Source organism: Cytobacillus solani, assembly GCF_006704205.1.
Taxonomy (GTDB): domain Bacteria; phylum Bacillota; class Bacilli; order Bacillales; family Cytobacillaceae; genus Cytobacillus; species Cytobacillus solani.
The window spans coordinates 4,242,896-4,264,068 of record NZ_CP041305.1 but is presented as its reverse complement, the minus strand read 5'-3'; the positions used below and the strand labels follow the sequence as shown (position 1 = coordinate 4,264,068).

Here is a 21,173-nt window from a genome sequence, read left to right as displayed (position 1 = left end):
TTTTAAATCATTATAGCCATTCTTATATAAATTGCAATACTTATTTGTATATTTAAAAAACCACTTGATAAATAAGTTATGAATCCCATCCATTTCAAAAGTAGAAATTATTGCATTAGTTTAGATATTTTCCTGTGATCGACTGCTCCTTATTGATAATCTGCGAAGGTGTGCCTTCGAACACCACCTGGCCACCTTTGCTGCCTCCGTCCGGTCCCATATCGATGATCCAATCCGCTTGGCTGATAACATCAAGGTTGTGCTCGATAACGATTACCGTATTACCCGCCTCCACAAGCCGTTTCATGATCTCAAGAAGGTGACCAATATCTGACATATGAAGGCCAGTCGTAGGCTCGTCCATCACGTAGATGCTGCCCTTTTTATGCAACTCACTTGCTAATTTGATGCGCTGGCATTCACCGCCTGAGAGCGTGCTGAGTGGCTGACCAAGTGTAATATAATCCAGCCCCACATCACTTAACGCTTGGAGCTTGCGCACGACCTCTTTCAGCTGAAAGTAATTCAAAGCCTGCTCCACAGTCATCTCCAGCACTTCTGCAATTGACTTGCCGTTCAGCTTGTATGCGAGCACCTCTTCTTTGAACCGTCTTCCATCGCATACCTCGCATGGCAGCTTTACACTGTCGAGGAATGCAAGGTCTGTATACACTACACCCAGCCCTTGGCAGTTCTCGCAAGCCCCCTTGGAGTTGAAGCTGAACAAGCCTTGATTGACCTTGTTCTCGGAAGCAAATGCCTTGCGCACATCATCCATAATACCCGTGTAGGTTGCGGGATTCGAGCGTGTTGACACTCCTACCGCTGATTGGTCAATGACGATCGCATCCGGATGCTGGCCAAGGAATACTTTGTTAATCAGCGTACTCTTGCCCGAACCGGCAACACCCGTAACAACTGTCAGCACTCCAGTTGGAATATCTACACTCACATTCCTGAGGTTGTGCATTGTTGCATCCTTGACAGACAGCTTGCCGGATGGTTTCCTGCAATCATGCTTCAACTGAAGCGGCCTCCTCATATGAGTGCCTGTCAAAGTACCTGCCTCCAGCAAACCTTGAAAGCTTCCTTCATACACAATGGTGCCGCCACGGCTGCCTGCATGGGGTCCGACGTCGATGATATGATCCGCCAACTTGATCACGTCGGGATCATGCTCGACAACAATCACAGTATTGCCCTTGTCGCGCAGCTTTTGAAGCAATTCATTTAACCTGTGTACATCACGGGGATGCAACCCAACGCTAGGCTCATCAAAGATGTAAGTGACATCCACTAGGCTTCCGCTCAGATGCTTTACCATCTTTACGCGCTGCGACTCTCCTCCAGACAATGTATCAGTCTCACGGTCAAGAGTTAAGTAGTCTAGTCCGATATCTACCAAATGCTGCAGCCGCTCCATTAGCGACTTGACAACTGGAGCGGCCGTCGCGTCGACAATCTCCCGAACGACGCGGATGAGCTGTCCGACCTCCATGGACGACATCTCCGCAATGTTGAGTCCATTAATTTTGCAGCTAAGCGCAGCCTGACTGAGCCTTGCTCCGTGGCAGCTGGGGCATGGACCCTCAGAGATGTACGGCGCAACAGCTTTTTGTGTACGCTCGGATTTGGTCTTCACATCCCGCTTGATGTATTTGTTAGTGAACTTCTCGATAATTCCTTCTACTGTAATATTCGTTGCCTTCCCTGCGAAATCCATCTTCACTTTTCTTGCTTTGCCATACAGTAGCTGTTTCAGTTCTTCATCCGAATAATCGCTCACCTTCTTGTCAGGATTGAAGAAACCTGATTGCACGATCATCGACCAATCCCATCCGCTCACCTTATAGTCAGGCAGCATAATTGCCCCTTCATTCAACGACTTTGACTTATCCAGCGCCATGCTCATGTCTACTCCTAATTTCCTACCGATCCCGTTACATTCGGGACACATGCCTTGAGGATCGTTAAACGAGAACATGTTCGCTTGACCAATATAGGGCTGACCCGCTCGGGAGAAGAGAAGGCGGAGAATAGGAGAGATATCGGTAATCGTGCCCATCGTGGAATGGGAACCACCACCCAGCCGCTTCTGATCTACAATAACAGCCATGCTTAGATTCTCGATCGCGTCCGCATCTGGCTGCGGATAGCGGGGCAGGAAATTACGCACAAACATGCTAAAGTTCTCATTCAGCAATCTCGTGGATTCAGCGGCAATTGTATCAAATACAATGGAAGACTTGCCTGATCCAGATACCCCCGTGAAGATTGTGATCTTCCGCTTGGGAATACGTAAGGATACATTCTTGAGATTGTTTTCCCTTGCAGCCGAGATTACGATATATTCCTGATTAGATTCACTCATGATTACCATCCTTCCGATTGTGTTATTCTACTTTTTATCGCATTGTACCATACATCGTGCATAGAAAGTCTGGCAAACTTGCCAATGTTATTGTTCTATTCAGGGAGTGATCCGATTGCTTTTTGGAAAACTCATAGTGTAATCAAAAATGATAAATTGTATATGTAAAGCTTAGACAAGGGCGATCATCTTTAACCATAAACCAAGTACGTACTTGTTCCAAAATAAAACGGCTGCAAGTACATGCGGCCGTTTTGCTTTCATTCATCAAGCAGGATGCATCAGCAGTACCCGCTAAATTATATTGGTTAAAATTGAATTTTACAAATATTACGGTATTGTTACAAGATTTAGTGTTCAATTTTTTTAATCAATTGATGTGATAAAACCTCATTAACAAGTGCTATAGCCATTCCTGGGATACTATGTGCCATCCATATTGTTTTAATTTCAGTTTCGATCATTTTTATTTGTAATTCAAATCCCCTAGTTATATCCAAGATGCATTATTTAGCTGACCACTCATATTGAATATCAGGTAAGTTTTCTTCATTTTCATACCCTCTGCCTATCATTTCAAATCCATGCTTTTCGTAGAATCGTTGAGCTTTTTCATTTACTTCGAATGTGTACAATGTTAATCTTCCACTTGATTGTGCTTTTACTCTATCCAACAAGGTTTGGCCGATACCAATACCTTGAAACTCTATATGTATGTAGAGTTGATTTATTTCTCTATCATTATATGCAATCATTCCAACAACTTTTTCATCGATAAGCGCTAAGTCTACTTGAAAATGATCAGTTAATATATGATTTAAAAAATATAAGTGATTGTCAAAACTATGAGTTTCTTTCTGACCAATCGCCAGTTCCTTGCATTCTCGCCACATTTCCACCGTTTGTTTTGCATACTTAGGAATATATTTTATAATTTTGATATTGTTTTGTTTCACTTTCAGTCCTCCACAATTTTTTTGTATCATCCCAAAAAATATCATTAATAAAAAATACTCATTTTCATAAAGCACATTGGAATTAAATATTTTATTTGGCGCTTTTCTTTCCTCCCGCTGATCTAGCTTTTACGAATGATCATCCATTTAGAATCAAATAATTAATAATAATAAATTTATTATCTAGATTTCTTTATTTTTTGATCATAAGCTGGGGAGATTAACTCTCATTACCGCTTCCAGTAAACTCTACATAAAAGGGCTGATAACGATCATCCAAACAGTATTCTATTCTTTGTCTAAAATTCTTCCAAGTTACCATTTTACCCAAAAACAATGTATTACAGATTGATCGATCAAAGTTTTGAAAAATACCACAAAATTTGGTCACTTCAATTTCTATGCCCGATTCTTCTTTTGTCTCCCTGATTGCTGCTTCCTAAGTGATTCCCCTTCTTCCAATCGCCTATTTACAGACTTTTAATATTATAAATATTATAAAAAAGAGTCATTATTATAATGTTTCTTTATTGATTTGGTTTGCAATATCAAGAATTAATCTGCTGTTTAATTCTTCTTTCATCTTTTTTTCTGCCTCGATCATTACATTTTCAATTAAGCAATCTCCATTTTGTAAATCTTCATGATCAAAAGAACAATTAAACAAAGATGTCTTTCCTTCAATTGCATGTATAACATCTAAAAAAGTGATTTCATTAGACTGTCTTACAATGCTATATCCACCCTTTACACCAGGGATGGATTCAATTAATCCTGCTTTCACAAGTTTTGTTAAAATCTTAGATAGATAAGTTGGTGAGAGATTTTGAATTTTGGCTAATTGTTCTACACCAATCGTTTTTCCCTTTGGTTGTAAAGTTAAATAAACCATAGTGTGTAATGCATAATTTGTGGCTCTTGAGTATTTCATCACTTCTCTCCTTTATAAATACATTAAAGACCTTTAAAGACTGTAATTGATCTTAAAATAAATAAAAAAAAATATCAAGAGAATTCTATTATTTCTAATAATCACTGTTTGATTTTGCTGCAAAAGTTCTAGTTCAGCGAAAATACGGACAATCGCTAAAGTCCAACACTTCATAATTTTACCAATATTTTTAAATAATAATGAATTTTCGTTCATTTTGCGTTAGAATTTATCAAAAGGGAGGTTATGGGGAGGTTTCATTTTTGTTATTAAAGAGAAATTTTAAACAGCAGACAATAAATGGGGTTCAAATCGGAAACGGTACAGTAGCATTTCGAGGGGTACATTTAAATGTTCATTGTTTCGTTGTTGATGGTGTTTTAATTGATACGGGAGCAAAATCATTAGAACAGCAATTTATGTCATTTTTTAAACAACAGGATATTAATCAAGTGGTGGTCACGCATTTTCATGAGGACCATACAGGCTGTGCTGCCATTTTACATAAAGAACTCCAGTTACCTATTAATATGAGTGATAAAATGCTTGATTACTGTAAAAAGAAGCCAGATTATCCCATGTATCGAAAATTATTTTGGGGGAAACGAAGTCCATTCTATGCAATGGCAATCGGAAAAACCTTTTCATCCCGAAATGCAATATGGGACGTCATTGAAACACCTGGTCATTCAATTGACCACTTAGCTTTTTTAAATCGTGAAACCGGTCAACTATTCACAGGTGATTTGTATTGCCAGGAAAAGACAAAGGTCATTTTACGTGAAGAAAGTATTCCAACGATCATTGAATCTCTGAATAAAATATTAACCTATAACTTTGATGATGTGTTTTGCAGCCATGCTGGCTACTTAGAGAATGGGCGAACTGCTTTACAAAAAAAGCTAGATTATTTGTTAGATCTCCAAGAAAAGGTAATCAAGCTCCATACTGATGGATTGACACCAGACCAGATTAACAGCACACTTTTTCCAAAAAAATACCCCATCACCTTGTTTTCTTCAGGAGAATGGGATTCCATACACATAATAAACTCGATTGTTCAGGTTAAGATCAGTTAAATCAATATTAATGAATGTTAGGAAATCCAAATCAATTAAAAGCCTGGTTTCTTGCTTACTTTTAAGAATTTAGGCTTTTTTCATTTTTTCTACAACAAGCCTGCTAATTAAAATATAATTCCAATGTTAAAATTTAATCATTCTTTTTCATGATATTATTCTTCATATTCTATCGATACTTAATTGAGCATGGAAGCCCTCAAATTATTAACATCATTCTCTAAGTAACTCTTTAAACAAGATAACATATATACCCAACCTCCCTTTTGACCTACCATTTTATTTACTAGTTCAGGATCCTCTTTTTTAAAACCTGATTCGCATACTTCTATAGTTGTACTCATCTTATCTAACTCATTTAATGTAATTGTTACCACCGTTTCTTCATCATGTTCTGCTCCCCATGTAAACACGATATTCTTGTTTGGATCTACTTCTAAAACATGTATAATTCCTTCCGCTCCGTATTCATCATATTTCAAAGTAATCATTCTTCCTTGTTCCCATCTCTCAGAACTTGAAGAAAACCAAAAGTTTCCTATTTCCACTGGATCAACTATCGCTTCAAACACCTCTTTTGCAGATTTATTTATTTTAAACTTTGTTGTTATTTGTGTATCCATTATGGATCAACCTTCCTTCAAATATATTTTTATAACCCAAGTTTAGAAGAATATTTATGTGGTCTTTTTATTTAGCTAACCATATCTTTCTTGGATAAAAAAGTCATACCTCTATAGTATGACTCCCAAAAAAATTTTTCTACTATTAAATTTATGACACTTAACCTAACAAACCAAAAAATCTTGTCGAAATGATTACAAAAATAATATAGTTGTTGGTTGTAAAAAAAATCTCCCTACAGGATCACTTTTAACATTAATGAAGTTTCCGATCAATATACCTATTTTTTAAACATAAAATCTTCATTTTTTTCTTCACCAGATCCCATATCTTTTATTTTAAATTGATTATTTTTGACTTCATCTTCACCGATTATAATGACGTTACGAACTTTTTCCTTGTTTGCTTTATCAAGTGCTTTACTAATCTTCTTATTACCCAACTCTAACTCAACATTATAACCTTTAGTCCTTAAATAACTTGCCAGCAGTAACGATTCTTTCTTTGTATTTAATGGGATGATATAAAAATCCACATTCGAATTTTCCAGAAAAATATTGCCCGATGACGTAATAGCGGAATAAATAACATCTAATCCGAACGATATTCCAACTGTAGAAAAGCTTTCATTCGTCCCCATCAGTCCTCCGATTGCATTGTCATATCTTCCGCCACTTCCAATACTAGACTTTATTAATTGATCTGCTAAAAAAATTTCATAAATAGTACCAGTATATATTTCTAACCCCCTTGCTAAAAATGGATTAAATACACATTGTCCATTAATATCAAGATATTCCAAATACATATCTAATTCCTTTAACTCTTCTAGTCCTTGTTTAACAAGATCATTTTTTTTGGAGGCTGGCTCAAAGTAGCTATAATTTTTATTATTTTTATCAATCAAAAATTGTTCGATCAATTTAATAGTTGAAGCTTGTAATCCTAGTTTAGTGAGCTCAGAAAGTACAGCTTCTAATCCTACTTTTTCAAGTTTATCAAGTATTAGTACTACTTTATTGATCTGTTTATTATCTGTTTCAAAGAATTCGAGCATTCCAGTCAATAATTTTCGATTGTTATATTGAATGATTACATTCAATTCAAGTTTTTTAAAAGCATCTAATGCCATTTTCATTAATTCTGCCTCTGCTATTTGAGACTCGACTCCAACAATATCAACGTCACATTGAGTAAACTCGCGGAACCTACCAGCCTTTATGGGACCATCTCGAAATACTTTCCCAATTTCATATCGCTTAAAGGGCATCCTAATTGCCGGATTCATTGCAACAACCTTTGCAAAAGGGATTGTGAGATCATATCTTAAAGCAAGGTCTCTTTCTCCTCTATCTGATAATGTATACATTTCCTCTAAAATTTCAGCTCCTCCGCCATACTTTGAAGCAAGTAATTCAGTATAATTCAAAATGGGTGTTTCCAGAGGCTTGCAGCCGTATTGGACAAACGTCTCTTCTAATATTTTTGTAATTTCCTTCCTTACCATTTCAGCATTTGGCAAGTAATCTTGTGTACCCTTTACATTTTGAATATTCATTTTTCTCATTTTCAGAACCCTCCACTATTTTTTTGAAAATAAAAAACCGCACTTGATGTAAGTGTTGAACTTAATCAAATACGGTTTAATGATAAATAGCCTTCCTATTAGCGATTCTTTTAAAATCGTATAGCAAGGCTAATCAATATGATGATGTAATTGAGACAATGAAATTAACTTTCTTAAAGTAAACATTTTATCCACCTCTAATTTCCAATTAATTTATCATATTTATAGATAAACAGCAAATAATTAATGAATAAATTTTTTATATTATTTACCGATAAATCGATCTCTAGCAGCACCTAGTCCGCATATTAAGAGCAAAACTGAAGCACCAACCAAGATAAGAAGTGGGATCGTCCAGCTACTGGTTGCATCATGTATATATCCAAAGAGCGTTGGACCAATAGCTGCAAGCAGGTAACCGACTGATTGTGCCATTCCAGAAAGCTCTGCTGCTTGATGTGAATTTTTTGTACGCAAGCTAAAGAACATCATTGCTAAACTAAAGGCAAAGCCCCCGCCAATACCAAATAATATCACCCACAAAACAATTAAACTTGAACTGCCGTATAGCAATCCTAGCGTTCCAGCTAATAATAAACCTGACGTAATGGTAACTAAGGAACGTTGACTGGACATTCGTCCAGCGATGACGGGAACGATAAATGTAAATGGGAGCAAAGCTAGCTGCATAATAGTAAGCAACCAGCCAGATCGATCTGAACTTATTCCTTGTACCTTTAAAATTTCAGGCAGCCACGCGATAAGGACGTAAAACAACATGGACTGTAATCCCATAAACAATGATACTTGCCAAGCTATTGCGGAAGTCCATACATTTACTCTACTGTCATCTGTTTTTATATGAATATTGGCTGCATTCCGATTTCGACGTTTCATTTGCGGCAGCCAAGTTAAAATGGATACAAAACTTAAAAAACCCCATATTCCCAATGCACCTTGCCAGCCAAATCCTAAATGAATGGCAATTGGTACACTAATACCAGAGGCAATTGCTCCAAGTAGGTTCATAGAAATGGAATACACACCCGTCATTAAGCCAATTTTTGTCGGGAACTCTCTTTTTATAAGACTTGGCAACAATACGTTACAAACGGAAATAGCTAAACCTATGACAGCTGTACCAATATATAAGGTTGCTACTCCAGAAAGAGAACGCAAGATAATTCCAAGTGTAAGAATAATGAGGGATGCTAGAACAATAGGTTCCATTCCAAATTTTCGTCCTAACCTAGGGACAATAGGTGAGAAAAATGCAAAAGCAAGTAATGGCAATGTCGTAATCATTCCTGCCAAAGTATTTGAAATATGCATTGAATCCCTAATAAAACCTACTAATGGCCCTACCGAAGTTAAAGGTGAACGTAAATTAGTTGCAACAAATATGATTCCTATGATCATTACCCAAAAGGCTGATGATTTACGGCCATTTGGGGCTGTCTTTATTTCCTGTTCGATCGTTGCTTGATTTGTTGTATTCATGGTGTTTCCTCCAGTTACATGGAATATCTCTGTGCCTCTACTTTATATTTAATAAAGTATCATTTTCAGTATTCCAGTTGATAGTCGTAAAGCAAAATATATTTTAACATGTTTTTTGTATACTATAATATATCATTTGTAAATTGTCTATGTTTTTATATTCTCATCCCGATTCTATGAATTTCAAAAGAATAACCCCCTATCCTTTATATTGATAGAGGGCTAATCAACGTTTACAATGTAATATAATGATTAAACGCTATATTTTAATATGATATGGAGAACTACAACTTCGTTTGAATCATTAGTATAAGAATGTTCCCCATCTGCACGGAAACTAATTGAATCATATTGGTTTAAAATGTAGGATTCATTATTAACTTGAATTAAAATGGTCCCTGACATGACTGTTGCTAATTCTGTCGTATTCTGGTGATGTTTTTCTGGATAGTATGAGCTATTTGGTTGTAAATAAGCCCGATACATTTCCATTTCATTATTCGTATGTTGAAAAATTGGCTCAATTGCCCAGTTTTTCTCCTCTCCAGAAATTCTTAATCCTTTTCCAGCACGGGACAGATTCACACTACTATCCTCATTAGAAAATAATGACATGAGTGGAATCGATAAGCTTTTCGAAATCTTCCATAACATTCCTATAGTTGGGTTTGTTTCTCCGCGCTCAATGTTTCCTAGAGTTAGCTTACTTACTCCCGATAATTCCGATAAATCTTCAAGACTCCATTTCTTTTCTTTACGGAGTTTTTTAAGTACAGCTCCGACTTGTAATACGACTTGTTTTTGTTCATCCGGTCCTTTATTCATTTTATCCTCACTTTAAATTGTTATTAAAAACCCAAAACACATAAAAGTAATTACTTATATTATAGTTTACTCAAAATAAGAAACAAACCTTTACCCTTTAATAAATACAGCTTTTTATTTAAGCAGGATTAATAGAATGAACCTAGAATTATTTAATACAAAGTTCCTATCATTCATGTAAATAAGCGGGAGGTACAGCATGATTGAAATTAGAGAAATAGAGCCAGAGTTGACGTACATTATTAGACATTCCGTATTGCGCCCCCACCAAACGATCGAGGACTGCAAATATGACACTGACCACGGGAATGGTGCCTTTCATGTTGGAGTCTTTTATCAAAAAATACTAATAAGTGTTGGATCATTTTGTATCGAGAAAAATCCTGATTTTCAAACGGAAATGCAGTATCGGCTAAGAGGGATGGCAACTCTCGAGGAGTTTCGAAAGTTAGGTGCAGGGAGATCGCTTATTTCCTATGCGGAAAATTCAATTAAATCGCAAGGCTTTGACCTGCTATGGTGCAAAGGAAGAACAACAGTACAAGCATATTATTCTAAATTAGGTTTTGAAGTTCATGGGGAAGTTTTTGACTATCCCCCTATTGGTCCACATATTATTATGGTTAAACAATTGTAAATACATTAAAAGCAACATCTATTTTAAAGATGTTGCTTTTTAACATTCTAGTTATGGTTTAAAAACAATTAACTTTCCAGATTCACTTACTGTAATTAAATCTTGGGCATCACTTTTTCCGCTTAATGGGATGTAAAAATTTCATTTCCTAAATATACGATTGTTTATATTTAATCTAACTCTCTCACTTCAATAGGAAGGATAATTTCTTCAATTTTTTCTCTATGTGGCTCATATTGGCTAGGCAACATTAATTGTTCACCCATTGTTTCTTCCGGTTCATCATGAGCAAATCCTGGAGGATCTGTAGCAATCTCAAATAAAATTTCTCCATGTTCTCTAAAGTAAACGGCATTAAAGTAATTTCTGTCTTTCACAGGTGTAACCCCATAGCCAAAGCCTTCAACATATTTCTTCCACTCTAATTGATCTTGGTCGCTACTTGCTCTCCATGCAATATGATGGACTGTTCCAACACCCATTTGACTTCGGCCAGCTGTCGACAATTTTAAATCAATAATATTTCCAATCTCACTTGTAGATTGATAACGGACAAGATCATTTTCTTTCCCTATTCGCTTGAGTCCCATGACTTTCTCTAGTGCTTCAGCTGTTTGTTCAGGCTGTTTTGAGAAAAGCGTTGCTCCGCCAAAGCCTTTAATTGCAACATCTGGTTTCACATCTCCGAAAGCCCAAGTATTCTCTTCCCCACCTTCTCGTTCAACAATTTCCAGGTGAAGTCCATGTGGATCATCAAATTGTAAATATTTCTCTCCAAAACGCTCTGTTTTAGTATATAGAATATTGAACTTTTCTAATCTCTTTTCCCAAAATTCCATTGCACCAATTGGGACTACATATGAAGTGACTCCAACTTGCCCATCTCCGATTTTTCCTTTGTAAGCATTTGGCCAAGGAAAAAATGTAATTATCGTTCCGGGTTTTCCTTCATTATTACCGAAATAAAGATGATATGTACCCGGATCATCAAAGTTTACTGTTCTTTTTACTAAGCGCAGTCCTAGTACCGCTGCATAAAAATCTACATTTTCTTGCGGGTGGCCAACAATTGCTGTTATATGGTGGATCCCCATCGTTTGTTTTTTCATTATTTTTCACTCCTTATTAAAATCTAGAATTTTAGATGTAAGTGACGAATTCACTAACAGGCTTTCGATAGCCTCTAGGTTTTCTGCTTGAAACCTTTTCTTTCCCGATTGTAATCATCAAAACAACCTCATATTGTTCATCGATCTTCAATAAACCCCTTATCTCCTCTTGATTAAATCCAATCATCGGACATGTATCCCACCCTTTTTCCTTAGCAGCTAACATAAATAGCATGGCTGATAGCGATGCATTTCTGATAGCCTCGTCTCGTTGAAATACTTCGCCCCTTGTTTCATAGAATGAGACTGTATCATTAACCATATGATCATATTCTTGCTTATTTACTATTCCTAATAGCTGTAATCCTTCATAAATTTCAGGAGCCTGCTGATAAGCTTTTTTATCACCAACTACAAAAATAACTGCAGAAGCACTTGAAACCTTATACTGTCCATTTGCTGCTTTCCTAACTTTTTCTTTCAAATCAGGGTCTACAACAGTTACATATCTTGTATGCTGTAAATTAAAGGCCGATGGACCAAGCTTTACTAATTCAAAAATTTCATTTAATTCTTTCTGTTCAATTACTTGATCTGTTAAAAAGTTACTCGCTGATCGTCTATCCTGTACCAAATTTACAAAATCCATTTCCATTCTCCTCGTAATAAAAGTTTGTTATTTCTTATAAAATAATTCGTATAAAGAAGGTTAATCTTCAAGAACTATGTATAAAACAATATCTTTATTTAAAATATCTTTAATTCAAAATAATTTTATTACTTATATTTACTCTAGTCAATAACTTTTTGAAAAAACATATTTCAATTATTTATTTTATTAGCATTTTCGGCTCTATTTTCCAATCAAATCTATCATCAACTTTGAACAAATGAAAACCAGTTAACTAAAAGGTCAACTGGTTCAATAATTATTACTTTAAATCAACTTTGGGATTCGTATTAAATTTTCCATTTTTATTTTCTTTCTCGTGCCCGTGAATTTGATCTCCACCATTTCCCTTTTCCTTTACTATCTTTCCGCCTAAACTAACATTTTGAAAGTCCTTTTCTGTCAAAATATTCACCCCCAATAATAATAAAATGTCCATAAACTATAAATATTATCGAAGGAAGTGAAAGCTTTGTGAATACACAATGTTTTTATAGACTAAAAATAATATCAAAGAGGTCTAGGTGTATTCTTTTGCTCATCTAAATTGATTTCTAAAAGTTGTCCCGCGTGAACCAAACCAGATCCAAAACCATACATTAACACTCGATCTCCATTTTTAACTTTTCCAGTACGAATTCCTAAATCAAGAGCTAATGGAATGGTTGCTGCAGACGTATTTCCAAAGTTGACTAAACTGTAAAGTGTTTTTTCTATAGGGTATTCTAATTTTTCACAAATCGGTTCAATCAACCTTAAGTTAGCACTATGAGGGATAAACCAATCAATTTGATCTATACTCATTTGTGTTTTTTCCAAAATCATCCTAACACTATCGGGAATATTCCTAACAACCCAACGAAAAACTTCTCTCCCATTCTGTACAAGAAATTGGGTATCAATTAATTCAATTCCATTAACCTTTTTTGATAACCCAGAGCGGTATACATGCTGGGAGCCGCTCCCATCACTTCCAAGATGGAATCCAGTGAAGCTTTTTGATTCTTCATCTCTTTCAACTAACACTGCACCAGCTCCATCACCAAATAAAATACATGTACTTCTATCTGTATAATCAGTAATTTTCGAAAGTGTATCTGCACCAATCACTAATACCTTTTTGTGAAGACCACTGGAAATTAAGCTGTGAGCAGTATGCAATGCATATACAAATCCAGCGCAAGCTGCACTTAAATCGATTGCTCCTGTTTGAGAAATTTTTAACTGATTTTGGATGATACTTGAAACTGAGGGGAATGGAAAATCTGGTGTACTTGTTGCTACTATAATCATGTCTACATCTTCAACTTTTTTATTGAATCTGTACATCAAATCCTTTACAGCAGATACACATATATCACTTGTAAATTCATCTGGACGGGTTATTCTGCGTTCATGAATGCCTGTTCTTTGAATAATCCATTCATTATTCGTTTCGACCATTTGTTCTAGCTCAAAATTTGTTAATTTTTTTTCGGGGACAAATGTCCCTATTGCTGTAATTCTTGCCCCTATCATCAATTACACCTCAGATCCTTTTTAGAAGTTAGTTATAGTATCTAGTACTAATTATAGCTAATAATTTTGAATAAAAGCAAATATTTTCCTTTGTTTCTATCCTTTAGGACAATAACATGGTTGTCCTAAACAAAAAAACACCCCTTTAGGGTGCTTTCTAATTTGCGTAAAGTCATAACAAAATGAATTCATTAATCGCTTATGAATTTTCTTTTTTACTTGTTTTAAGACTTTCCTCTTCATCATCGATGATCGAGGTAGCCGTCCGTTTGAATTCAGATAATGTTTTTCCAAAAGCAGATCCGATTTCTGGAAGTTTTTTTGGACCAAAGACAATTAGTGCTATGATTAGAATCAATAGTAAGCCAGGGATACCTATATTTGATAACATATTTGCCCCTCGTTTCGTCTTTTATGCTAGGATACCGCCTTTTTGTTTATAGGACAGAATACCCTCAGCTGCCCGATAAGATAATGCCCCGACCGTGCCGGTTGGATTATAGCCGCCATTATGGGCAAATGCTGTTGCACCGATGACAAAGACGTTTTCAGCATCCCACATTTGCATATAATTATTAACGGCAGAAGTATTAGGATCTGCTCCCATAATGACACCGCCTGTATTATGAGTGGATTGATACGTGGTTATATCGTAAGGACCTAGCTCATTCATCGAATCAATCTGGTCTGCTCCCATTTCTTTCATGATTTCTACACATCGTTCATTTAAATACTTAGCTAGTTGGCGATCCTGTTCCTCAAAATCGTATGTAATCCGAATAAGCGGATCTCCAAATTCATCCTTATATGTTGGATCCAGATCCAAATAATGATGCTTAAAGGGCATGCTTGACCCTTGTCCTCCTACGGATAGTGTACGATTTGCATATTTAATCGAATTCTCTTTAAATTCCTTCCCCCATGACGGAGTACCTTTAGGAACCTTGTTATTTGAAATTGGCCTCAAACCTGTTTGAGATATGGCAATGGAGCCTCCATGAATAAAATTCAGTTTGGAATGATCAAAGTTATCTCCGTTATAATCATCGATCACCATACCAAGCGAACCTGCACCAGCAAAGGTATTAAATTCTTCCTTTTCAAAGAAACCCGTTGCACTACCTTTTTGAACCTGGTAAGCATAATTTTTTCCAATGACCCCCGTCCCGGTCTTTGGGTCATATGGACGGCCGATGCCTGATTGTAACAGTAAGCGCACATTATTAAATACATAGCTTGTTAACACAACAATATCTGCGGGCTGTTCAATTTCTTCTCCGGTTGTTGTATCTACATATAAAACTCCGGTTGCCTTATTTCCAGTCTTCAATACCCGTCGAACATTGGAATGTGTGCGAATTTCAAACTTCCCTGTCTTTTTTGCTACTGGAAGAACGGTAACTACAGGATCTGCTTTTGCCCCATATTCACACCCAAACCGCTCACAATAAGCACAATATTGACAAGCCGCACGCGATACACCGTCCGGATTTGTATAAGCTTCAGAAAGATTTGCAGATGGCCGATTGTATGGATGAAGCTTTAAATTTGTCGCAGCTTTTTTAAATTTTTCAAGAACTGGTGTTGTTTTCATCGGTGGGGTTGGATATGGATTTGACCTTTTCCCTCCAAGTGGGTTTTCTTCCCCTGAAATGCCAGCCATTTTTTCAAATTTATCAAAATATGGCTCCAATTCATCATAGGTAATGCCCCAATCTTGTATGGTCATATCCTTTGGAATCTTTTTTTCACCGTATCTTTCAATTGTTTTGCTGCGAATCTCAAAATCATAGGGAAGAAAGCGATATGTTTGCCCATTCCAATGGACACCGGCTCCTCCTAGACCATCCCCTAATAAAAAGGATCCATATTGCCGCATTGGCAGCGCACGGATTTTTTCATTTCCGCGGAAGGTAATCGTCTCCTTCGATAGATCCTGCATCATCTCGTACCTTAGTGCATAACGAAGCTCATCATGCACCATAAAATAATCCTCTGTTTTTCGTTCCTTTCCTCTTTCTAAGCCGACGCAATTTAAGCCTTGTTTTGTTAGCTCAGCTGCAATAATTCCGCCCGCCCAGCCAACGCCAACGATGACAACATCAACCTTTGGTAATTTTTTTGCCACTTCTTACACCTCATTCTTAGTCAATTTCATACAGCTCTTTCTAGGTGCAATTAATGTCCTAGATGATCCTTTAAACTTACTGGCGGAATAACAGTAAATTTTTTATCAATGACATCCGTATAGGCCATTTGACTGCCTGGGTAATTCCGCATTTTCCAGCCTTCCATATTACGGTTCCCGCTATATAATGGATCACTATAAGCCCCTTCTAATGTGCCGCTCCTTAACATAGTAAAAAATCCGCTTGCGGAAATCGTTGTTAGGTTTACCTTGTCCTCTGCAAAATCAGTTAAAACATCGTCTTGTTCCTCATCGCTCAGGTCAATAAAATTTTTTTTATATTTCGTTAAACTATAGTTTTGAAGTTCTCGTAATCCAATATCAAATATTTCACGTCTTCTTATTCGACCTTGATATCCTTGGACCTTTTCACCTTTGAAAAAGGGAGGCTGCATGTATTCTCTCGAATTAAAGCCCCAATCTCCACTTAACTGGTGATCAATAAAGTAGGCTACACCTAACTCTTTAGCCCCCGGACCATTATCGTCGGCAGGGAAAATACGCTCGGTTGCAGCTTCCACCATTCTGAATTGCTCTTGAGTAAAATACATTAATGCTAAATTATAGTTTTCAGTCTTCTTGTCACTCTTTACATTTTCAACACTTGTTTTTTCCTTAAATGGGATTAAACTGCCTAATGCACCACCTACAGCCAATCCGCCAAGTGCTATCCCAGAACTCTTGAGAAATCTGCGCCGTGTGAGAGATTCATTCTTATCCTGTTGTTTGGTGTTTTCTGGCATAAAATCCACCTCCTACATTTTAAGGTTAGATTGCCCCAAAAAAATTCATTCATACATAAAAAAAAGTTGGGCATGATAACACTAAATCTAATTTTTTGAGGTGGAAGATTATGAAAAAAATTTGGAAAAATACAGCGATCCTTAGCGGGGTTTTTTTCCTCTCCGCATGTGCAGGTCAACAAAATGGAATGGATGAAACTGTTAAAGCGGAGGAAGGACAGCATGCCAAACATGGATCATCAGGAACAAATGTCTATGATAAAAGTGTAACAACAAGAAATTTAAATGATGGCTTAGTTATTCCTAGTGAAAACGGGGCAAAAAGGCAAACAACGGATGAACATGGCGGAACCTCTCATGGAACAGGAACAAATGTATACAGCTTAATAGGAAGCTCTGGGTTGCATGATGGCGGGATTTCTTCTCATCTTGAATCAAGATTGGGCGGTGAAGGTATTACAGGCATAAAGGTGTTTGTTCTTGATGATACTGTCATCCTTGCACGTGCAACTCCTGAGGTGACTTCTACTCAATACGACGCTATGCAGGAGCATACACTGAATGGTGTCGATGGAATGTCTAGAAAAGACTTAAATAAAAAAGATACAGCTAATACTACAGCCGCTCAAGAAGAGGACGATAACCTCATTAAAGCTAAGAGTTTTATGAACAAGGTCTTTAATGGCAATGTACAAACACTAACGGTAACGAATCCAGCAGCGGTTGAGCTGATTGAAAAGATAAAAAACGATATAAAAGCAGACACCGTTCCTTATAATGAAGTTTCAAAGGACATTATTACGCTTATCAAAATGACAAAGGAAAAATAAAAAGCAAGGGAACTGACCCCAGTTTCTTGTTACTTGTGTAAATTTTTAAGCAATCGAAATAACTGCAAAAAGCAGGGGAAAAAATCCCCTGCTTTCTTTAACTCACCTATTCTCCCTGTTTATTAAAATGGATTAAACGAATTTATACATTAGAATGTCATCTGCATATGTGTCCTCGTCAAACTTAACTTCTTTAATTTTTCTGCCTTCCTCTACAAATCCCATACTTTTGTACAAAGCTATTGCCCTATGATTGGTTGATAACACACTAAACCCACTTTCTCAATGAAAGAACTTACACACTTTTATTTTGAAAGGATATGATTCAAACCTTTCCATTGATATACTATAAGAGTTAATTCTTTCCCCTATATATTTATTTTTTTAGATTTTAGTAATTTAGCACCCCTTGCCTCGTAAAATTTATGAATACCTGTTCTTAAATAAAAAGAATCACTATGCGAAAGCAATGTGATTCCTCCCAATTCGTACCTCTTTATTTTGTTAGCTAGGAATATTTTCTGTGTAACAATAATGAAACGTAAAGAAAAACAGGAGGGCTCGATAATACTTCTTATCTATGTTTGGGTTTTCCCCCTGTAAGATGAGATTCAAACATATCTATAATTTCAAGAAATCTTTCTGCCTCACGGAAAACATGATCTGCTAAAAGTGGATGAATGATACTTTTGATTTTACATTCTTCGATTAAGTCTCTTGCAGTTTTCTTAAAGTCACGTAGTGATACGACGGATACGCGGTTTTCATCAAGGAATTGATCTAACAGAGGAACTGTTTGAGATTGTGGTCTCATTGAATCTAAATCTCTAGCTTGAAAAACTAATGTATCGAAATCATTGCTAAAGTTTCGAGCCATATCAACTAACTTTCTTTCCGATGGATCCAGCAGATGTCCAATAAACTTTGCATGATCTGCCATTATTCTTAAGAAAAAAACATTTTCTTTAATAATTGCATCCGCTAGCGGCTTCAGCTTCCCCTCATTTAATTCAATTAATCGTTTTCTAAAATAATTCGCCTCTCGGCTTGTATGATCAACCAACAAAGGAAAATTATTTGCACCCGGCAATTTACATGTCAGAATTAACCCTAATATTTTTCGTTTAAAAGCAAATATACCCGTAGCAGCTTGTTGAACTTCTGAATTAAATCGTTTTATTTGTTCTGGGTCCGTTTGATTAGTAAATGAATAAGATCGCTGTTCAATTTGTTCAAACAATCGATAATATTGATTTGCTTCCTCGATTAATTGTGTATCGTCACATCGAAACCCTAACCTGAGAAACAATGAATGTTCTTTCATGATTCTAGACCAGAATCGAATTTCATCTAAAGATCGTGTAACAAACATTTCAGCATTCATTTCCCTATTCAAATCTTGTGAGTTAGCATTCATCACGATGTCACCCCTTACCCAAGATAAAAAACCACCACTAAAATTGTATTAGCATTTATCTATAAAAATACTTCATTTGAATACAATATTTTGTTATTAATTTGGCAATAAAGGGCTAAGATATTTTTTTCTGATCACGAAAAAAAGTCCTGCCTAAATAAGCGTAAAAAAAATGCGACCCTTCTAAACGAAGAATCGCAAATTTCCACAAAAAAGGTTTGCAATAAACTATCTATATTTTTACAAAGCAATGTAATTCTACAGCGCAACTTCCATAAACTTTGTTATTAGTTACATATCTAATTTATTCTTTGTTTATCCTTGCCTCTAATAATAATTTTATATTGATCCCCGCCAATCTTACTTTGAATTTCCTCAGAATTTAGGAATTCATTGATCGTCCTCTCTATGATACGTACTTTTTCGTCTGCATCTTTTTCAGAAGCATTTATTGATGTTTTAATAATAATTTGAAGAGGTGCTGGATGAAAGGAGTAAGCAAATCCAGTTACTTTATATTCCTTTTTTGCAGTTAATCCTTCAATAATCACTTGGAATATTTCATTCCACCTGGCTTCTTTTTCTTTTTGGGAAAGATTTATTTTATTAATCTTTATTGAGTATGAGTCAATATTCTTTGCCTTTAAACATTCATTGACGACATTCTTTAGTTCTTCTATCCTTTTTTCAGTGTTCGGAATATCAATGTGGACAATTACTTTCTCAGAGTTAGGCGCAGAGTAGGAATACCCTTGGGCAAGAACATTAAATTGCAATTCAATTAAATGATTATAACTTTCTTCCAAGGCTTCTGATATGGCTTGATCCCGCTCTGAAATCGATGGAACTCGATTTACATGACTTTCCACTTCTATTTTGTATCCATCATAATCTTTTTCTTTTAATATATTTGCTGCAATTTCTTTTACCTCATCACGAACATCCTGATAATATTGTTCGGATCCATCAATGGATATGTGAAGATATCTGGCATTTCCACCTACCCCAGATAGATGGTAACCTCTTTCCTCTAATTCCTTCCATATCGTCCGATTTATAGGTTCTGAATGAAATATCTTATTTAAGTATGGAATTTTTGCTGCTACCTCTGCGATTGCAGGGGAAATAAATGTAGAGCCGATAAATAAACCAAACCCTATTAGCAAAGCAATGCCAGTATATGATAGACTCCTGATCACCTTTCTTTTTTTACGAGTTGATAGAAAAAAGTTTTTGCTATTCTCTTTGGTCTCCAAAGAATCAATATCAGTGATAATTCGGTTTCTCAATTCTTGTTTTCGCTTTGTTTTCCACTTTAAATCGGTATTTAATTTCTTTAAAGAAACATCGAAATCGTTATCTTCAACTTGTCTTTTCATTCCAATACCCCTCCTTTATTAATTGTTTTTTTAGTGCAGGAATGGCTCTGAAAAGCATTGATTTCACTTTACTCTCCGACCAGCCTAATATCTTTGATGTATCTTCTATTGAAAAGCCCTTGATCTTTCTTAATATGATTACTTTTCTATATGTATCTTTAAGTTCTCCTAATGCTTTATAAAGTTCATATGATTCCTCTTTTATTTGAATGATCTCTTCTGGCAATGGGTGATTGTCCTTGTGAGAAAGAATTTTTTCTTTAAAGAATAAGCTAGTTTTTTGCCTTCTTAAAAAATCTACAGTTACGTTATGTGCGATGCTGAATAGCCATGTTTTTTCACTAGAATGCTGTTTAAAAGTATCATAAAATAAATACGCTTTAACAAATGTATCATGAGTTAAATCTTCTGCTTGCTGATAATCCTTAACCATCAATAAAATAAAACTTAATATTGATTTACTATGATGGTCATACCAATTCGTTATTTCCTTTTTTCTAAACTCAGACAAAATTCAACCCTCCTTTTCTTGAAAGTTCACTGCTTAGGCGTAAATGCTAAATAAAAGTTGTGTTTTTTGCATCTCTTTTTTAAAAGATTGTTTTTCTGTATTGTTTCATTGATTCCATAAGAAAAGCGACCCTTCGTTATTGAAGCATCGCAGCACTTTTGTTTCCATTTCATAGAGGCATATATAGTCTGTTTTGTATACAAAGAGGCATCTTTTAATATCCTTGAAAACGATTGAACAAATACTAATCGATTATTGCTTCGATTTTCTATTAATCCCTATTTAATAAATTCGAAATGATTTCTGCACTTCCTGGTG

Annotated in this window: 20 protein-coding genes and 2 pseudogenes; 3 read left to right on the top strand and 19 right to left on the bottom strand. The window is 35.9% G+C overall.

From position 1 onward, the window contains the following. Positions 1-115: 115 nt before the first annotated feature. The 4 genes and pseudogenes from FI644_RS21445 to FI644_RS21430 form a co-directional block, all read right to left on the bottom strand. Positions 116-2,371, bottom strand: a complete 2,256-nt coding sequence (locus tag FI644_RS21445) for an ATP-binding cassette domain-containing protein (RefSeq protein ID WP_056684848.1) — start codon at positions 2,369-2,371, stop codon at positions 116-118. A 506-nt stretch (positions 2,372-2,877) separates the two neighbouring features. Further along, entirely contained in the window at positions 2,878-3,357 is a 480-nt protein-coding gene (locus FI644_RS21440) for a GNAT family N-acetyltransferase (RefSeq protein WP_380000813.1), read from the bottom strand. Positions 3,358-3,547: 190 nt separating this feature from the next. Continuing rightward, positions 3,548-3,792: pseudogene (locus FI644_RS26975) on the bottom strand (NUDIX domain-containing protein); the annotation flags it as partial. A 49-nt stretch (positions 3,793-3,841) separates the two neighbouring features. Then, positions 3,842-4,258 carry an Rrf2 family transcriptional regulator gene (locus FI644_RS21430; RefSeq protein WP_053476226.1) on the bottom strand — a complete coding sequence of 139 codons (417 nt, stop codon included), beginning with the start codon at positions 4,256-4,258 and terminating at the stop codon, positions 3,842-3,844. A gap of 263 nt (positions 4,259-4,521) precedes the next feature. Between FI644_RS21430 and FI644_RS21425 the strand changes: the two genes are divergently transcribed. Next, complete coding sequence (locus FI644_RS21425; RefSeq protein WP_053476227.1) at positions 4,522-5,337, top strand: MBL fold metallo-hydrolase; 816 nt, start codon at positions 4,522-4,524, stop codon at positions 5,335-5,337. Between the two features lie 179 nt (positions 5,338-5,516). On the opposite strand, the gene FI644_RS21420 is transcribed toward FI644_RS21425, so the two are convergent. The 4 genes from FI644_RS21420 to FI644_RS21405 form a co-directional block, all read right to left on the bottom strand. Then, positions 5,517-5,960 (bottom strand): SRPBCC family protein, encoded by a 444-nt coding sequence (locus FI644_RS21420; protein WP_053476228.1) that lies wholly within the window; start codon positions 5,958-5,960, stop codon positions 5,517-5,519. A gap of 281 nt (positions 5,961-6,241) precedes the next feature. Beyond that, positions 6,242-7,528: a histidine--tRNA ligase gene (locus FI644_RS21415; protein WP_056684855.1), complete on the bottom strand. Its 1,287-nt coding sequence runs from the start codon at positions 7,526-7,528 to the stop codon at positions 6,242-6,244. A gap of 264 nt (positions 7,529-7,792) precedes the next feature. Then, positions 7,793-9,028 (bottom strand): CynX/NimT family MFS transporter, encoded by a 1,236-nt coding sequence (locus tag FI644_RS21410; RefSeq protein WP_053476230.1) that lies wholly within the window; start codon positions 9,026-9,028, stop codon positions 7,793-7,795. A gap of 252 nt (positions 9,029-9,280) precedes the next feature. Continuing rightward, positions 9,281-9,853, bottom strand: a complete 573-nt coding sequence (locus FI644_RS21405) for a helix-turn-helix domain-containing protein (protein WP_053476231.1) — start codon at positions 9,851-9,853, stop codon at positions 9,281-9,283. A gap of 199 nt (positions 9,854-10,052) precedes the next feature. Here FI644_RS21405 and FI644_RS21400 point away from each other — a divergent pair, with 199 nt between their 5' ends. Then, positions 10,053-10,490, top strand: coding sequence for a GNAT family N-acetyltransferase (locus FI644_RS21400; RefSeq protein WP_053476232.1), 438 nt, complete (start codon positions 10,053-10,055; stop codon positions 10,488-10,490). Positions 10,491-10,660: 170 nt separating this feature from the next. Here FI644_RS21400 and FI644_RS21395 read toward each other — a convergent pair whose 3' ends face one another. The 7 genes from FI644_RS21395 to FI644_RS21370 all read right to left on the bottom strand — a co-directional run bounded on the left by FI644_RS21395 (position 10,661) and on the right by FI644_RS21370 (position 16,718). Next, positions 10,661-11,599 (bottom strand): ring-cleaving dioxygenase, encoded by a 939-nt coding sequence (locus FI644_RS21395; RefSeq protein ID WP_053476233.1) that lies wholly within the window; start codon positions 11,597-11,599, stop codon positions 10,661-10,663. Positions 11,600-11,630: 31 nt separating this feature from the next. Beyond that, on the bottom strand, positions 11,631-12,248 hold the full coding sequence (locus FI644_RS21390) for a nitroreductase family protein (protein WP_380000820.1): 618 nt from the start codon (positions 12,246-12,248) through the stop codon (positions 11,631-11,633). Positions 12,249-12,531: 283 nt separating this feature from the next. Beyond that, the gene (locus FI644_RS26490) at positions 12,532-12,675 is read right to left on the bottom strand and encodes a hypothetical protein (protein WP_172797603.1); all 144 of its coding nucleotides are present in this window, start codon (positions 12,673-12,675) and stop codon (positions 12,532-12,534) included. Between the two features lie 104 nt (positions 12,676-12,779). After that, positions 12,780-13,787, bottom strand: a complete 1,008-nt coding sequence (locus tag FI644_RS21385; protein WP_053476235.1) for a ketoacyl-ACP synthase III — start codon at positions 13,785-13,787, stop codon at positions 12,780-12,782. Positions 13,788-13,986: 199 nt separating this feature from the next. After that, complete coding sequence (gene tatA, locus FI644_RS21380; protein ID WP_053476236.1) at positions 13,987-14,178, bottom strand: twin-arginine translocase TatA/TatE family subunit; 192 nt, start codon at positions 14,176-14,178, stop codon at positions 13,987-13,989. A 21-nt stretch (positions 14,179-14,199) separates the two neighbouring features. Next, positions 14,200-15,915, bottom strand: a complete 1,716-nt coding sequence (locus tag FI644_RS21375) for a GMC family oxidoreductase (RefSeq protein WP_053476237.1) — start codon at positions 15,913-15,915, stop codon at positions 14,200-14,202. 50 nt (positions 15,916-15,965) lie between these two features. Next, complete coding sequence (locus FI644_RS21370; protein WP_053476238.1) at positions 15,966-16,718, bottom strand: gluconate 2-dehydrogenase subunit 3 family protein; 753 nt, start codon at positions 16,716-16,718, stop codon at positions 15,966-15,968. 110 nt (positions 16,719-16,828) lie between these two features. On the opposite strand from FI644_RS21370, the gene FI644_RS21365 reads away from it, so the two are divergent. Then, the gene (locus FI644_RS21365; protein ID WP_056684858.1) at positions 16,829-17,548 is read left to right on the top strand and encodes a hypothetical protein; all 720 of its coding nucleotides are present in this window, start codon (positions 16,829-16,831) and stop codon (positions 17,546-17,548) included. 132 nt (positions 17,549-17,680) lie between these two features. On the opposite strand, the pseudogene FI644_RS26970 reads toward FI644_RS21365, so the two are convergent. From FI644_RS26970 to FI644_RS21345, 4 genes and pseudogenes are all read right to left on the bottom strand, one after another. Then, a pseudogene (locus FI644_RS26970) lies at positions 17,681-17,815 on the bottom strand (GNAT family N-acetyltransferase); the annotation flags it as partial. Positions 17,816-18,122: 307 nt separating this feature from the next. Continuing rightward, the gene (locus FI644_RS21355; RefSeq protein WP_053476240.1) at positions 18,123-18,965 is read right to left on the bottom strand and encodes a DUF2935 domain-containing protein; all 843 of its coding nucleotides are present in this window, start codon (positions 18,963-18,965) and stop codon (positions 18,123-18,125) included. 299 nt (positions 18,966-19,264) lie between these two features. Continuing rightward, positions 19,265-20,344, bottom strand: coding sequence for a DUF4030 domain-containing protein (locus tag FI644_RS21350; RefSeq protein WP_142108811.1), 1,080 nt, complete (start codon positions 20,342-20,344; stop codon positions 19,265-19,267). Beyond that, positions 20,328-20,855, bottom strand: a complete 528-nt coding sequence (locus FI644_RS21345; RefSeq protein WP_053476242.1) for an RNA polymerase sigma factor — start codon at positions 20,853-20,855, stop codon at positions 20,328-20,330. The genes FI644_RS21350 and FI644_RS21345 overlap by 17 nt, the downstream gene beginning before the upstream one ends. Between the last annotated feature and the right edge of the window lie 318 nt (positions 20,856-21,173).